This window comes from Burkholderia sp. MR1-5-21, from assembly GCF_053427715.1.
In genome coordinates this window covers 68,913-83,563 of the sequence record NZ_JBSAXD010000029.1, presented here as the reverse complement: position 1 = coordinate 83,563, position 14,651 = coordinate 68,913, and the positions used below count along the sequence as shown (strand labels likewise).

The window sequence follows — 14,651 nt, the reverse complement described above, 5'->3', positions numbered from 1 at the left end:
GATGCCTCGATGCCGGTCCGGCCTTTCGGCGGCGGCACTCGTTAGGAACTCGTTAGGACTGTACCGGCGTTCCTCGCGGAAATATATGCACTATAGTGAAAACACAATTCCACTGATCGGAAGAGTTCGTCACATGGATCGCTACACCCAAATCGAGTTTTTCCTGCTCACGGCAGAGCTCGGCAGCCTGTCCAAGGCGGCGGAACGGCTCGGGATGTCGAACGCTGCGGCAAGCCGCATGTTGAGCATGCTTGAAGACCGGCTCGGAGCCCGCCTGATCGAGCGGACGACTCGCAGGTTATGGCTGACCGATGCGGGGCGCGAATATCAGACGCGGTGCGCGTCGATCATGGAGGAAATCAAGGAGGCGGATATCGCGGTCAGCGGCATGGCGGTGCGCCCGACGGGCGTGCTGCGCGTGACCAGCTCCGTATCGTTTGCCGTGTTGCATATCGCGCCATGGCTACCGGAATTCAATCGGCGCTACCCCGACCTGTCCGTTCAACTGACGGCCGAGAACCGGTATCAGAACTTCATCGAGGAAGGATTCGATTGCGCGATCCGCACGCGGGAGCATGAACGCGATTCGAGCATCACGGTACGGCGCCTTGCGCGCACGCGCCGTGTGCTGGCCGCATCGCCGGCCTACCTGGCCGAGCACGGCAAGCCGGCGACCCCGGACGATCTCGAACGTCACAAGATGCTCATATACAGCCATGCCGCGGACCCGCACGTGCTGCATCTGAAGCGCGGTCGCGAGCGGCGCTCGATTGCGGTCGATGCGGTGCTCGAGTCGAACGAGGGGCAGGTGATCTGCGCCGCGGGACGGGCGGGCGTGGGGATCCTCGTTCAGCCGCTTTATATCGTGTTCGACGATATCGAGGCCGGCCGGTTGATTCCCGTGTTGCTCGACTGGGAATTGCCGCCGCTTACCATCAACCTGGCCTACCAGAGCCGTCGGAACCAGCCCGTAAAGATCCGCGTATTTGCGGAGGCGCTGAGCGAACATGTCGCCAGGCTGGAGACCGGGAACCGATGGAACGAAGTGCCGGCTTGACGGAGACTGAACCTGCAGGCCGTGCGCAGCGGTGCGGGCAGCAACCGCCGGGCAGACAAGCTCGCGCTGCATCGCCGTGGCCGACGATGCAGCGCGTTCGTTCGATCACCCGAGCTTCACCAGATGATGAATCGGCAACCGGCCGCCGGGGATCTGGAAGAACTGCCCGCCCGCGTTGAGCGTGCCCATGTCGATACCGAAGAATCCGAGCCGGTCGATCAGGCTCGCCACTTCGGCGTTCGCCGGCGCGTCGTCGCCCGCGACGAACAAGACGCGCCGCCCGCCGTCGGCCCCCGGGTCGCTGGACACGAGCGCGGCCGGAAGGTGATTGAATGCCTTGACGACGCGGGCGCCCGGAACGCGTTCGGCGAATACCTCGCTCGACGTCCGGCCGTGCAGGTCGTACGGCTCGAAGTGAGGCGGCTCGATCGGGTTGCTCGCATCGATCACGATACGCCCGCCGAAGTCCGGCAAACCGGACAATGCAGCCGGCAGCCGCGACCAGTTCACGGCAACCAGAACGATGTCCTGTGCCGCGGCCTCTTCCCGGGTTCCAGGCCGGATCGTCGGGCCGAGCGCGCGGGCGAGGTCCGCGAGCGACGCCGGCCCCCTGCTGTTGGAGATGACTGCTTCGAGGCCCTTCCGGGCCAGAGCCGTTGCGAATGCGGCACCGATGGCGCCCGCTCCGATGATGCCGATCGTTTTCATGACGATGCTCCGTGCGTAAGGTGGCCTGTTACGCTGCGAACGCAACGTCGGAAACGATATCGGCACCGGTCGGGCATGAGCCGGCCGCGACGCGTGCGGTTGTGCTGCTGAAGAGAAGGGGATGGGTCGGCATGTGCGGATCACTCCATGAGTTGGGTGAATGAATCTTGCCGCTTTTGCCGGCCGGCGATTAGACCCCCGTCGCTTGCAGGATTTTCAACGAATGATTGAAGCCCGACGCTACGAGTGCGATCCGGCATGAGCGAAGAACGCACCGGGCGATCGTGCCCGGGCACGATGCTCAACGGGGCATGGCAGAAAATTTTTTCGCGAGCTTGCGCCGCCTGAACGTATCGGTAACGAAGTCGACGAACACGCGCGTCTTCGCCGGAAGCAGCGTGCGCGACGCGTAGTAGAGCGAAATCGTCCCTGCGTCCGCGTACCAGCCGGGCAACACGCGGACGAGCGTGCCGGCCTCGAGATCGGCCAGCACGTCGGGCACCGCGAGCATCGCCACCCCGAGACCGAGGCGGGCCGCTTCGCGCATCGCGGCCGGATCGTTCATCACGATGCTTTCCGTCAACGGCGCCGCGGCTTCAGCGCCCGCCGCGTCGCGCATCGTCCAGCGCCGGATGCGCCCGGTCGCGGTCGTCCGCATCGAGATGCCCTGAAACCCGGCGAGACCTGACGGATCAGCGGGCAACTTGTGGCCTCGCAGATACTCGCGTGACGCGACGGCGATGATATGGGCGGGCGCAAGCGTGCGCGCGACGATGCCCGGTGCGAAATCGAAACCGCCGCCGATCGCGAGGTCATAACCCTCCTGAACCAGATCGACCCGACGGATCTCGAAATGCCATTCAGGCCGGATGCGCGGATAGCGCTGAAGGAATTCCGGCAGCAGCGACAGCACATGCGCGATACCGAAAGTCGTGCTCAGACTCACCTTCAGCACGCCTGTCGGCTCCGCTGCGTGCGACGACGTCTCTTCGACCGCCCCTTGCAGTATGTCCAGGCTGTTGCCGATCGACTGCAGAAAGCGCGCGCCGGCCTCGGTCAGCGCGAGCCTGCGCGTGGACCGCTGGAACAGCCGGACACCGAGATTGCGTTCCAGCATCGCGACGTTGCGGCTGACCGCGGCAGCCGTGAGCCCGAGGCGCCGGGCTGCTTCGGAAAAGCTGCCGTGCTCGGCACTCTTCACGAAGCTCTCCAGGTTGGCAAGCGTCTCCATCGTCACCCCTTGGCTCGTTCGATCGCGGGTCACCCCTTCGGCAGACGCAGAATGTCGAGCGCCTGCTTCGAGAAATCGACCCAGAACTCCTCTTGTGCAATGCCGGCCTTCAGCACCAGATGCTGCAGGCGCGTCGCGCGGGATTCGGATTCCGTCGCGAAATCGCGCGCCTCGATTTCCCGATAAAGGTCGAGTTTCTGCTGGTGCAGCGCGATGTGCCGGCTCATTTCTTCCTCCAGCCCGGCGGGGCCGAGCGCCGCCTCCGCGCGCAGCCGGACCAGCATGGCCTCGCGCAGCGGCGTCGGGTTTTCCTGTTCGGCGATCCAGCGCCGCAGTTCCTTCTTGCCTGCCGGCAGGATCCGGTATGCGCGTTTGCGGCCGCGGCCGGATTCCGCCGGCAGCGATTCGATCCATCCCGACGCTTCGAGGTGGCCCAGCTCGCGATAGATCTGCTGGTGGGTCGCTTGCCAGAAATAGCCGATCGAGCGATCGAAGCGGCCGGCGAGTTCCGAGCCGGAACCGGGGCGTTCGGCGAGGGCGGTGAGAAGCGCGTGAGGCAGGGACATGTCGAATCGAAAGAATCCACGGGATTCGTCGCATCTTGCCATATCGGGGACACAGCGTAACCGTGGGCGGCCCCGTTTATGCAACAAGTTGCGCAAACGGGAATTGCGGACTAATATCAATGCAACTTGTTGCATAAACACGGAGGCGATCGATGACCGGCTATCCCCATTTGACGACCCCGCTCGAACTGGGCTTCACGTCACTGAGAAACCGCGTGCTGATGGGTTCGATGCACGTGGGTCTCGAGGAGGCGCCGAACGGCTTCGAACGGATGGCGGCGTTCTACGCGGAGCGCGCGCGGGGCGAGGTCGGCCTGATCGTCACGGGCGGCTTCGCGCCGAACGAGCGTGGCCGTCCGGCGCCCGGCGGCGCGATGCTGACGACGGAGGAGGAGGCCGAGCGCCATCGTGTCGTGACGCGCGCAGTGCATGCGGAAGGCGGCAAGATCGCGTTGCAGATCCTGCATTTCGGCCGTTACGCGTATCACCCGGCGCTCGTCGCGCCCAGCGCGCTGAAGGCGCCGATCAATCCGTTCACGCCGCACGCATTGAGCGGCAGCGAGGTCGAGGAGACGATCGCCGATTTCGTGCGCTGCGCCGAGCTTGCGCAATACGCGGGCTACGACGGTGTCGAGATCATGGGCTCCGAGGGCTATCTGATCAACGAGTTCATTGCCGCACGGACGAACCATCGCGACGATGCATGGGGCGGCGCGTACGAGAACCGCATCCGCTTTCCGGTCGAGATCGTGCGGCGCGTGCGCGAGCGGGTCGGCGCGAACTTCATCGTCATCTACCGGCTGTCGATGCTCGATCTCGTCGAAGGCGGCTCGACGCTCGGCGAAGTGATCGCGCTCGCCCGCGCGATCGAGGCGGCCGGTGCGACGATTCTCAATACCGGCATCGGCTGGCACGAGGCGCGCATTCCGACCATCGCGACCAAGGTGCCGCGCGCCGCCTATGCATGGGTCACGCGGCAGCTGATGGGCAAGGTCGGCATCCCGCTCGTGGCGACCAACCGGATCAACACGCCGGAAGTTGCCGAGCGATTGCTCGCGGACGGCTATTGCGACATGGTGTCGATGGCACGGCCGCTGCTGGCCGATGCCGATTTCGTTCGCAAGGCTCGCGACGGACGGGCGGACGAGATCAACACCTGCATTGCGTGCAATCAGGCGTGCCTGGACCACACGTTCAGCGGCAGGATCACGTCCTGCCTCGTGAACCCGCGCGCGTGCCATGAAACCGAGCTCGTGATCCGTCCCGCGCAGCAGCGAAAACGGATCGCGGTGGTCGGGGCCGGCCCGGCGGGGCTCGGTTTCGCGGTGACGGCGGCCGAACGCGGCCATGCGGTGACGCTATACGAGGCCGGCCCCGAGATCGGCGGGCAATTCAACATCGCGAAGAAGGTGCCCGGCAAGGAAGAGTTCAACGAGACGCTACGCTATTTCCGGCGGCAAATCGAGCTGCGTGGCGTGGATCTTCGGCTCAATACCCGCGCGACCGCCGAGCTGCTGCTGCAGGGCGAATTCGACGAAGTGGTGCTCGCGACCGGCATCGTTCCGCGCGTGCCGCCGATCGACGGCATCGACCACGCGAAGACGCTCGGCTACCTCGACGTGCTGCGCGACGGCAAGGACGTGGGGCGCAGCGTCGCGATTGTCGGCGCGGGCGGGATCGGCTTCGACGTGGCCGAGTACCTCATCCATAGCGGCGATAGCGCGAGCCTGGATGCCGACAGGTTTTTCGCCGAATGGGGCGTCGATTCCACGTATGCGATTGCCGGCGGCCTGCGAGCGCCGCGGCTCGACCCGACGCCGCGCCAGGTGCACCTGCTGCAGCGCAAGCCGTCCAAGGTCGGCGACCGTCTCGGCAAGACCACCGGATGGATACACCGAACGGCGCTGACCGCGCGCGGCGTGCAGATGACCTCCTCGGCGGACTACCAGCGCATCGACGATGACGGTCTCCACGTGACGGTTGCGGGTGTCGCCCACACGCTGCCGGTGGACAACGTGGTGATCTGCGCGGGACAGGAGCCGTTGCGCGAGCTGGCGGAACAGCTGCAGGCCGCGGGCCGCACGGTTCATCTGATCGGCGGCGCGGACGAAGCCGCCGAACTCGACGCGAAGCGTGCGATCCACCAGGGCACGACACTCGCTGCCGCTCTTTGACGCACCATCGATTCATTCTCGTCCGACGACACAGGAAACCGCGATGACAAAAGCCCCGCTGCACCTCCATCCCGCTGTTGCGAAGTCCCTCGACGCATGGCATTCGATGATCGAGCGCAACGACCTGAGCACGCTGGAATCGATCGTCCATCCTGACGCCGAGTTCCGCTCGCCGATGGCCTTCGGGCCTTACGGACCGGCGCCGGCATTGCTGATGGCGCTGCGCACGGTGATCACGATCCTGAAGGACTTCACCTATCACCGCGAGTTCGCCAGCGCCGACGGCATGAGCGTGGTGCTGGAGTTCAGCGCTACCGTTGGCGACAAACAGCTAAAGGGGATCGACATGATCCGCTTCGACGCCGACGGGCGGATCGTCGAATTCGAGGTCATGATTCGTCCGCTGAATGCGTTGCAGGCGCTTGGCGCTGAAATGGGCGCGCGGCTGGGCGAGCACCTGCCCGCGTTCAAGATCAAGCACTGACGCGTCGATCGGGAAATTGCAGATTGATCTGCTGCCCGGCCGCAGGCGGCACGGCCCGCGTCCGACCGGGGACGCGAGGCCCGGCATCGTCATGTGACGCTGCATCGGCTGTCACGCAAGTTCGATACCGTTTCGCCGGGACCGTGTTTCAATCCTGAAACATTCGCCTCCGCTGCCGGCGCGCGCCGCCGGGCCCTTCATAGCAGAGCCCCGCCAGGCTTGGCGTTGCGCCCGGTGGTGCGTTCCTTGCGTATATATCCGTGCCGCCAGCAGGAACGTCGACGGAGTCAGATCGACGATAGCGCCCCGGCGGACAGGGAGCATTTCAATCGGGGACACGAGAATGAAAAGAGATCACATCGCAACGCGCCGTGTTGCAAACCTGAATCGCCGAATATCTCGGTTGTCCAATTCACATCTGCTCGAGGTGACTTGATCACGCTCGGCACCTGATCCCGCCGGAAATCCGCGTCCGTTTCATCATCCGCCCGTCGTGCATGCATGGCGAGCGTGGCTGATTGTCGACTGCTGCCTGACGACGGCTGAGTACGACAGAGACGGGCGTCGGCCAACAGGCGGCCATGCACGCAATTTGATTTGTCATCCTGATTAATTGTTGTGGGTCCTGCGCATCGCGAGCGGCATCTGCGAACGGCGCGACGGACCCCGAACCGGCATCGACGCGCGGACGGTGTGATTCAAAACCGAAACCGGACGCGCAGTGCGAACGGAGGCATCTTGAGCGACATCGGGACACGAAGCGGCGATCGACACGACATGAACGGTCATCTCGACGTGCACGCAGGGCGAACGGTTTCCGGCTCCGTACCGCGGAGTCGCCGGGATTCGTTCGGCCGTCGCATCGCCGGAAACCGATCCGGACAGCCGGATCGAGCAGGGGGGGCAAGCAGCGTGCTGCGAAGCAAATGACATAAAAGGATTGGCGTTGACCGGGGATCATCCGTCGGGCACGGCTTCGCGGATGCAACAACGCCAGGTTTCCAGTTGATCCACAACCCCGATGGATCAATTGTTCAAGCGCCCATCACCCTTTGGCGGATGGGCGCCTTTTTTTGTGCGTGACGAATCGCGGGCCTGCTCGTATCCGGGTTTCGGTATCATGTGCTGGCATGCCGGCTGGCCGTGCCGCGTTCCGGCCGCCGGCGCTCTCCCGTTCATCGCGGACCCGGGCTTGCCCGCCTGGCCGCCGTCGCCGTCATGACCGACTTCGCTTCCTCCGATTCGTCTTCATCCGCCTTCGTCGATCCCGCCGCGCTCGATGCGCTGCATGCATTCGTCGAGCGCCATCCGCGGCTGTTCGTGCTGACCGGCGCCGGCATCAGCACGGATTCCGGCATTCCCGGCTATCGCGACCGCAACGGCCAGTGGATGCGTTCGCCGCCGATCCAGCTTCACGAGTTCCTCGGCTCCGATGCCGCGCGGCGGCGTTACTGGGCGCGCAGCATGATCGGCTGGCCGGTCGTCGGCCGCGCGCTGCCGAACCGTTCGCACGTTGCGCTCGCGCAGCTCGGCGCGGCCGGGCGCATCGAGCGCCTCGTCACGCAGAACGTCGATGGCCTGCATCAGCGCGCCGGCAGCAGCGACGTGATCGAACTGCATGGCGGGATCAATGGCGTCACGTGCCTCGATTGCGGCGCGCAGCATGCGCGGGCCACGATCCAGGCCGTGCTCGAAGCGGAGAATCCCGATCTGCTCGGCGCCGACGCGGAACCGGCCGCCGATGGCGATGCGCATCTCGAATGGGACGCGCTCGATACGTTCCGTATTCCGGCCTGTCCGGCGTGCGGCGGCCTGCTGAAGCCGGCCGTCGTGTTCTTCGGCGAAAACGTGCCGCGTGAGCGGGTCGCCGAGGCGGCGCGCGCGCTCGACGCGGCGGACGCAGTGCTGGTCGTCGGCTCGTCGCTGATGGTGTATTCGGGCTACCGCTTCTGCGTGTGGGCGCAGGCGCAGAACAAGCCGGTCGCCGCGCTCAATCTCGGCCACACGCGCGCCGACCCGATGCTGACGCTGAAGGTCGAAGCGCAATGCGCGCCCGCGCTCGATGCGCTGCGTGCGCGCCTGGGGTTCGCCCATCCCGACAAGGAGCCATCGGCATCATGACCGGTACGATTCCCGCCGATCCGTCGCTGCGGCTTTCGGCCCCCGCGGCCGAACGGAACCGAGGGCCGATCCTCGACGTGCTGCGCCGCGTGCTGCCGGCGAGCGGCGACGTGCTCGAGATCGCGAGCGGCACGGGCCAGCACGTCGTGCATTTCGCGGCGGGGCTGCCGGGCTTGCGCTGGCAGCCGAGCGATCCCGACGCGCGGGCGCGCCTGTCGATCGCCGCGTGGATCGCGCATGCGGGCGTGCCGAACGTCCGCGCGCCGCTCGCATTCGACGTGCGCGATGCGGTATGGCCGTTCGCCGTGCTCGACGCGATCGTCTGCATCAACATGATCCACATCTCGCCGTGGACATGCGCCGAAGCGCTGTTTGCCGGCGCGTCGCGCGTGCTGCGGCCAGGCGGCGTGCTGGTGCTGTACGGCCCGTATCGCCGCGAGGGCCGGCACACCGCACCGTCGAACGAAGCGTTCGACGCGCAACTGCGCAGCCGCGATCCGTCGTGGGGCGTGCGCGATCTCGAGACGGTCGTCGCGCTCGGGCTCGATCGCGGGCTCGACTGCATCGAGGTCGTCGAGATGCCCGCGAACAATCTGAGCGTCGTGTTCCGGCGCCTGCCGCACGCCGAACAATGACGCCGCGCGCGCATCGAGGCCGCGTTTCCCTTATCCTTTCGCCTGTGCGCGCGACCCGTTCGGGTCGCGCCCTGTTTTTTCCGGAGAATTGACTAATGGGCAAACAAGCAATCGGTGTGATCGGCCTCGCGGTGATGGGCCGCAACCTCGCACTTAATATCGAGAGCCGCGGCTATGCGGTGTCGGTATACAACCGCAGCAGCGAGAAGACCGACGAACTGATCGCCGAATTCCCCGGCCGCAACCTGGTGCCGACCCATACGCTCGAAGAATTCGTCGCGTCGCTCGAAACGCCGCGCCGGATCCTGATGATGGTGAAGGCCGGCGAGGCGACGGACGCGACGATCGCCGCGCTCAAGCCGCTGCTCGAGAAGGGTGACGTGCTGATCGACGGCGGCAACACGCACTTCACCGACACGATCCGCCGCAACCAGGAACTCGCGCAATCGGGCCTGCATTTCATCGGCACCGGCGTGTCGGGCGGCGAAGAGGGCGCGCTGCGCGGCCCGTCGATCATGCCTGGCGGCCAGCGCGACGCGTACGACCTCGTCGAGCCGATCCTCAAGCAGATCGCCGCGAAGGCGCCGTCGGACGGCGAGCCGTGTGTCGCCTACATGGGGCCGGACGGCGCGGGCCACTACGTGAAGATGGTCCACAACGGGATCGAATACGGCGACATGCAGCTGATCGCCGAGAGCTATGCGGTGCTGAAGGGCGTCGCCGGCCTGTCGAACGACGAGCTGGGCGCCGTCTACACCGAGTGGAACCAGGGCGAGCTGGACAGCTACCTGATGGAGATCACGTCGAAGATCTTCGGCAAGAAGGACGACGAAACCGGCAAGCATCTGGTCGACGTGATCCTCGACCGCGCGGCGCAGAAGGGCACCGGCAAGTGGACGAGCCAGAACGCGCTGGATCTCGGCGTGCCGCTGCCCCTGATCACCGAATCGGTGTTCGCGCGCGTGCTGTCGTCGCTGAAGACCGAGCGCGTGGCGGCCAGCAAGGTGCTGTCGGGCCCGTCCGCGACGCCGCTGGCAGGCGATCGCGCGGCCTTCATCGAGGCCGTGCGCCGTGCGCTGTACCTGAGCAAGGTGATCTCGTACGCGCAGGGCTTCGCCCAGCTGCGCACGGCTTCCGGCGAATACGGCTGGAATCTCGATCTGGGGACGATCGCGAAGATCTTCCGCGCGGGCTGCATCATCCGTGCGCGCTTCCTGCAGAAGATCACGGATGCATACGCGAAAGATCCGGCGCTCGCGAACCTGCTGCTCGATCCGTACTTCCAGGACATCGCCGCGAACTACCAGGCATCGCTGCGCGAGGTGGTGATCGCGGCAATCAAGGCCGGGGTGCCGGTGCCGGCGTTCGCGTCGGCGGTCGCGTACTTCGACAGCTACCGTTCGGCGCGCCTGCCGGCGAACCTTGTGCAGGCGCAGCGCGATTTCTTCGGCGCGCATACGTTCGAGCGCACCGACAAGCCGGGCAGCTTCCACGCGAACTGGTCGTAAGCGGCACGCAGCGGCGGCAATTGTTGCGAAAATCTATTCTATCGATAGGGTTTTTCGATACCGGATCCCGGAATTGTTAGCTCCGGGAAAACAGTGTTTTTGTCATTTCATGGTTTTCCCTAAGTGATCTCGGGACTAGACTTCGTTCCATCGCTGCAGACATGGTGTGTGCGGCGGAGCAAAAAATCACGGAGGTAAGTCATGAAATCGCTGATCGCAACGTTCGCCGCTGCTGCCGTTCTCGCTGTTCCGGCCGCTTCTTTCGCCCAACAAAACGCACCGGTCACCCGTGCCCAGGTGAAGGCCGAGCTGGCCCAGCTGCAACAGGCCGGCTACAAGCTGGGCAGCGACCGCACCACCTATCCGGAAGGCATCCTTGCCGCGGAAGCACGTGTGAATCCGCAACAGAACGCCGCTGCCGCCGACACGAGCGGTATCGGTGCGCAACCGGCCGCCCAGCAGGAATCGGGCGTACCGGCTGCGGGCGTACCGGCTGCGGCCGTGTCGGGCTCGCGCTGGCCGAACGGCGTCAAGCGCATCGCGGACGACGCGCCGGTCTACAAGGGTCGTTGATCGAAGCGGCCGCCAGGCCGCGACCGGCTTTCCGCCGGATTCGGTTCACCCGCTCGAGGTTGTCCCTGCAGCCCATCATTCCACGATCTGGAACGATGGGCTGTTCTCTTTTTGGGGCATGACGAAGTGCGATGCGTCAGTGCAGCGGCCGCTTGCCGCGGCCGATATCCTTGAACAGCTTGTCGGCCGGCTCCAGCGCCATCAGCCACGTCTCGTCGTAGCCGCTCAGCGTGTCGAGCGCGTCGCGCAGTCGTTCGATCGCCGCGACCGGCAGCTCGACGCTGCGCCGCGCACCGCCCGACAGGTGCGTGACGCTGGCGAGCTGGACGAGCGCATCCGCGGCTTCGGCAACGTCCGTCGCGAATAGCAGATGCCGGTTCAGCAACTCGACGAGCCCGCTGGAACCGGCGAAATCCTCGGCGTCGAGCTGTACGGATAGAAACGTCGCATTGTTCATTGTCGGTTACCTCGCAGGATCGGATCGGGCAGCGCTTCACGGAGTATAGGTGACGGACCTCGTCGGGACGGCCGGGCGACGGCAATCCCGCGCCGATACGGGCCCGGAGCCGTCGCCGGCCGGCCGGCGCGCGCCGCACGTTTGCAGGATTGTGGCGGCAGACTGATGACAAACGGCTGTCTGTCGTCGTCCGGACCGCCGCAAATGGTATCTTTGCCGGTCGGGATGACGCGTAACGGGCCGGCGAGTCCGTGTGCGGCAGCCCCGATGATCTGGAAACTGCCGGCCGCGCACGCGGTCGGATAACGATGGGTCCGGCCGTTGCGCCGGACATCGTGCGTCGCATGCCGGGGGGCGGTGGGCGGCGCATCGAAGCAAATCCGGGAGGTACCTTGAGAGAAATTAATCCCATCCGCTTTTCGCTGAAGCGCTGGCTGCCGCAGGCGGCGCTCGCTGCGGCGGCCGTCGCGCTGACCGGCTGCACGATGACGCCGTGGACCGACAACTGGCAGCCGTACCGGCCGCCGGCGCCCGCTGCGCCGACGTCTACGTCCGGCGGCGTGCTGGCAGGCTACTACCGCGTGAATCCGGGCGACACGCTTGCGAGCATTGCGGGCGCATTCGGGCAGCGGGTGCAGGACGTCGCGAACTGGAACCATATGGCGTCGACGAGCGCAGTCACACCGGGCCAGGTGCTGCGCGTCGCGCCGCCGCCCGCCACGACGTCGCTGGCCCCGCAGCCGGCGGCGAACCCGGGCGAGCTGGCGTGGCCCGCCACCGGCTTCGTCACGACACCGTTCGCGGCCGGCAGGACGCGCGGGATCGTGATCGCCGCGTCCGGGCCCGACCACACGGTGCGCGCCGCGGCGAGCGGCCGGGTCGTCTATGCGGGGTCGGGCGTCCAGGCGTATGGCCCGCTCGTGATCCTGAAGCACGAAAACGGCCTGATCACGGCCTATGGCCACAACGGCAAGCTGCTCGTCAACGAAGGCGACGCGGTGCGCACCGGCCAGCCGGTCGCCGAGATGGGCACCGACGCGAGCGGCCGTGCGACGTTCGAGTTCGAAGTCCGGCAGAACGGCAAGGTGGTCGATCCGATGGGCTTCCTGCCGAGGAACGGCGGCTGACGCCACCCGGGCGTGCGCACCGCAACGGCCGCGCACGCCGGCCGTTCATTTTTCCTTCGTCGTCGCGTCGACCTGGCGCTGCCGATTGCCGAGCCAGCGGATCGCCATCGCGAGCAGCGACGAGCCGACCGCGATCAGCGAGCATTGCAGCGCGACGGGCAGATAGCCGTGCAGCCGCGGGTCGACGAACGGATACGGGTACCAGTTTTCCCACGCGCCGCGCACGAGCGTGTACGCGAGATAGGCCAGCGGAAAGCCGAGCCATGCGGCCGTGCTCTGCCATGAAATCGGCGAGCGCGGTTCGACGTACAACCAGTCTCCGAGCACGACGAGCGGCACGATCCGGTGCAGCACCCAGTTGTGGAAGGGCGGCGTGATGTGCCGCAGTGCGTCGAGGCGCGCCAGCAGCAGCTCGTAGACGATCGCGGTGATCAGCATGTACAGCACGGCCGCACCGCGCATCGATTCGTAGCGCGGCGAGACCGGGCGGCGGGTGATGCGCCAGAGCCCGGCGCACAGCACGGCCACGGTGTAAAGGCTGCTCAGCTGGGTGAAGTAGCTCAGGTAGTTGCCGAGATGAAACGCCGGCATGCCCCAGCGGCCGGCGATGCCGTGCAGCGTCGTGGACAGGGCGAGCAATGCGGCAATCAGCCGGTAGGCCGCAACGAAGTACGCTTTGCCCATGGTGCCGCACGACATCGACGCTAAAGCTCCATCGTGCCACAGCCGTGCCTGAGCGCGATACGTTTCCGTGCTGCCGTTGCATACGGCGCGGGTGCGACGGATTCATCGGATATTTGACCCCGACGGTCCAATCCCGCGGCCCATGCCGCTACAATCGCTGCAGGCGCGCCGGGCACTGGCCAGCTTCCGCCGCAGCCGATTCTCCCGATACAAGATGAGTCCGAGCATGAAAAACATCCTCGCCAGACAGGCGCGCTACAGCACACCCGCGATCTTTTTTCACTGGGCCATCTTCCTGCTCGTCGCGCTTGCGTACTTCGCCATCGAGATTCGCGGGCCGAAGGGTAGCGACAGCCGCGTGTTCTGGATGAACGTGCACCTGACCGCGGGCACGTTCGTATTGGTGCTGTCGGTCTTGCGGATCGTGTGGCGGGCGGTCAGCCGGGTGCCGGAGCCGGTGCCGCAAGCGGCGCTGCTGCAGTGGCTCGCGAAGCTCACGCACGTCGCGCTCTACGTGTTCATCATCGCGCAGCCGTTGCTCGGCATCCTGATGATCAACCTGGGCGGCAAGCCGGTGTCGCTCGACTGGCTCGGCGTGTCGTTCACGCTGGTCGGGCCCGACAAGGCGCTGCGCTCGACCGTCAAGGACGCGCACGAGCTGATTGGCAACGCGTTCTATTTCGTGATCGGACTGCATGCGCTGGGCGCGCTCTATCACCATTACGTCCGGCGCGACGGCATGATGCGCCGCATGTCGCTCTGATGTTGCACTGACTCTCGCGGCAGGATCGCCGCACGATGCCGGGGGCGCATGGTTGCACGGACAACCATGCGCCCCCGGTGCGTTTGAGAGAAACCCCGGGGGCAACCCGCATTGCGCTGGCCATTGAGCTGAACATTCGGTAACATTCGGGCTGGTTTACATTCCGCTTACTCGACGCCCCGCATGCCGAACCGACATCGCACCCTGACTGCCTGGCTGGGCATGCTCGCGATCTGGTTTGCGATCGTGGCGCCGCTGGCATCGCAGTGGCGGGTCGCGCACGCGTCGACGCCCGACGCGATCGTCTGCAGTGCAGAGCATGGCGCACAGCGCACGTCTGACGCGGGCGGCGCGCATGGTCACGCGCTGCATCTCGATGCGTGCGGCTATTGCGGCTTCTTCTCGCACAGTCCGGCGATCGGCGGCTCGTCCGTCGCGCCGGATCTCCCGGTTTTCCTTGCCGCTGCGTCCGCCGCCGTGCCCGTCACGGTCGCGGCAAGCGTCGACCGCTATCCGCGCGCCTATCCGCGCGCACCGCCCGGGAACGCCTGACGCGTTTTCTT

The 14,651-nt window shown here is 66.1% G+C and carries 15 protein-coding genes and 1 pseudogene; 10 read left to right on the top strand and 6 right to left on the bottom strand.

From position 1 onward, the window contains the following. Positions 1-133: 133 nt before the first annotated feature. The gene (locus ACV229_RS31140) at positions 134-1,057 is read left to right on the top strand and encodes a LysR family transcriptional regulator (RefSeq protein WP_448086926.1); all 924 of its coding nucleotides are present in this window, start codon (positions 134-136) and stop codon (positions 1,055-1,057) included. Positions 1,058-1,162: 105 nt separating this feature from the next. On the opposite strand, the gene ACV229_RS31135 is transcribed toward ACV229_RS31140, so the two are convergent. From ACV229_RS31135 to ACV229_RS31125, 3 genes are all read right to left on the bottom strand, one after another. Further along, positions 1,163-1,765 carry an NADPH-dependent F420 reductase gene (locus ACV229_RS31135; RefSeq protein WP_448086925.1) on the bottom strand — a complete coding sequence of 201 codons (603 nt, stop codon included), beginning with the start codon at positions 1,763-1,765 and terminating at the stop codon, positions 1,163-1,165. Positions 1,766-2,066: 301 nt separating this feature from the next. Further along, positions 2,067-2,996 (bottom strand): LysR substrate-binding domain-containing protein, encoded by a 930-nt coding sequence (locus ACV229_RS31130; protein ID WP_448086924.1) that lies wholly within the window; start codon positions 2,994-2,996, stop codon positions 2,067-2,069. 29 nt (positions 2,997-3,025) lie between these two features. Continuing rightward, positions 3,026-3,562, bottom strand: a complete 537-nt coding sequence (locus ACV229_RS31125) for a PadR family transcriptional regulator (RefSeq protein WP_448086923.1) — start codon at positions 3,560-3,562, stop codon at positions 3,026-3,028. 152 nt (positions 3,563-3,714) lie between these two features. Here ACV229_RS31125 and ACV229_RS31120 point away from each other — a divergent pair, with 152 nt between their 5' ends. The 4 genes from ACV229_RS31120 (at position 3,715) to ACV229_RS31105 (ending at position 8,976) form a co-directional block, all read left to right on the top strand. Continuing rightward, positions 3,715-5,736: an oxidoreductase gene (locus ACV229_RS31120; protein WP_448086922.1), complete on the top strand. Its 2,022-nt coding sequence runs from the start codon at positions 3,715-3,717 to the stop codon at positions 5,734-5,736. Positions 5,737-5,779: 43 nt separating this feature from the next. Next, complete coding sequence (locus ACV229_RS31115) at positions 5,780-6,220, top strand: nuclear transport factor 2 family protein (RefSeq protein WP_448086950.1); 441 nt, start codon at positions 5,780-5,782, stop codon at positions 6,218-6,220. 1,218 nt (positions 6,221-7,438) lie between these two features. Next, on the top strand, positions 7,439-8,341 hold the full coding sequence (locus ACV229_RS31110) for an NAD-dependent protein deacetylase (RefSeq protein WP_448086921.1): 903 nt from the start codon (positions 7,439-7,441) through the stop codon (positions 8,339-8,341). After that, positions 8,338-8,976 carry a DUF938 domain-containing protein gene (locus ACV229_RS31105; RefSeq protein WP_448086920.1) on the top strand — a complete coding sequence of 213 codons (639 nt, stop codon included), beginning with the start codon at positions 8,338-8,340 and terminating at the stop codon, positions 8,974-8,976. Before ACV229_RS31110 ends, ACV229_RS31105 begins: the two co-directional genes overlap by 4 nt. A 14-nt stretch (positions 8,977-8,990) precedes the next feature. Here ACV229_RS31105 and ACV229_RS31100 read toward each other — a convergent pair. Then, positions 8,991-9,065: pseudogene (locus ACV229_RS31100) on the bottom strand (6-phosphogluconate dehydrogenase); the annotation flags it as partial. A gap of 6 nt (positions 9,066-9,071) precedes the next feature. On the opposite strand from ACV229_RS31100, the gene gndA reads away from it, so the two are divergent. Together gndA and ACV229_RS31090 are read left to right on the top strand one after the other, a co-directional pair. Next, positions 9,072-10,484 carry an NADP-dependent phosphogluconate dehydrogenase gene (gndA, locus tag ACV229_RS31095; RefSeq protein WP_448086919.1) on the top strand — a complete coding sequence of 471 codons (1,413 nt, stop codon included), beginning with the start codon at positions 9,072-9,074 and terminating at the stop codon, positions 10,482-10,484. 201 nt (positions 10,485-10,685) lie between these two features. Beyond that, entirely contained in the window at positions 10,686-11,057 is a 372-nt protein-coding gene (locus ACV229_RS31090; protein ID WP_448086918.1) for a DUF4148 domain-containing protein, read from the top strand. A 136-nt stretch (positions 11,058-11,193) separates the two neighbouring features. Here ACV229_RS31090 and ACV229_RS31085 read toward each other — a convergent pair whose 3' ends face one another. Continuing rightward, complete coding sequence (locus ACV229_RS31085) at positions 11,194-11,514, bottom strand: hypothetical protein (protein ID WP_448086917.1); 321 nt, start codon at positions 11,512-11,514, stop codon at positions 11,194-11,196. A 392-nt stretch (positions 11,515-11,906) separates the two neighbouring features. Here ACV229_RS31085 and ACV229_RS31080 point away from each other — a divergent pair, with 392 nt between their 5' ends. Next, the gene (locus ACV229_RS31080; protein WP_448086916.1) at positions 11,907-12,641 is read left to right on the top strand and encodes a peptidoglycan DD-metalloendopeptidase family protein; all 735 of its coding nucleotides are present in this window, start codon (positions 11,907-11,909) and stop codon (positions 12,639-12,641) included. Positions 12,642-12,686: 45 nt separating this feature from the next. Here the strand turns inward: ACV229_RS31080 and ACV229_RS31075 are convergent, their stop codons facing one another. After that, entirely contained in the window at positions 12,687-13,325 is a 639-nt protein-coding gene (locus ACV229_RS31075) for a Pr6Pr family membrane protein (RefSeq protein WP_448086915.1), read from the bottom strand. A 226-nt stretch (positions 13,326-13,551) separates the two neighbouring features. Here ACV229_RS31075 and ACV229_RS31070 point away from each other — a divergent pair, with 226 nt between their 5' ends. Both ACV229_RS31070 and ACV229_RS31065 read left to right on the top strand, forming a co-directional pair. Continuing rightward, positions 13,552-14,088: a cytochrome b gene (locus ACV229_RS31070; RefSeq protein ID WP_448086914.1), complete on the top strand. Its 537-nt coding sequence runs from the start codon at positions 13,552-13,554 to the stop codon at positions 14,086-14,088. A gap of 183 nt (positions 14,089-14,271) precedes the next feature. After that, positions 14,272-14,640: a DUF2946 domain-containing protein gene (locus ACV229_RS31065; RefSeq protein WP_448086913.1), complete on the top strand. Its 369-nt coding sequence runs from the start codon at positions 14,272-14,274 to the stop codon at positions 14,638-14,640. Positions 14,641-14,651 lie beyond the last annotated feature (11 nt).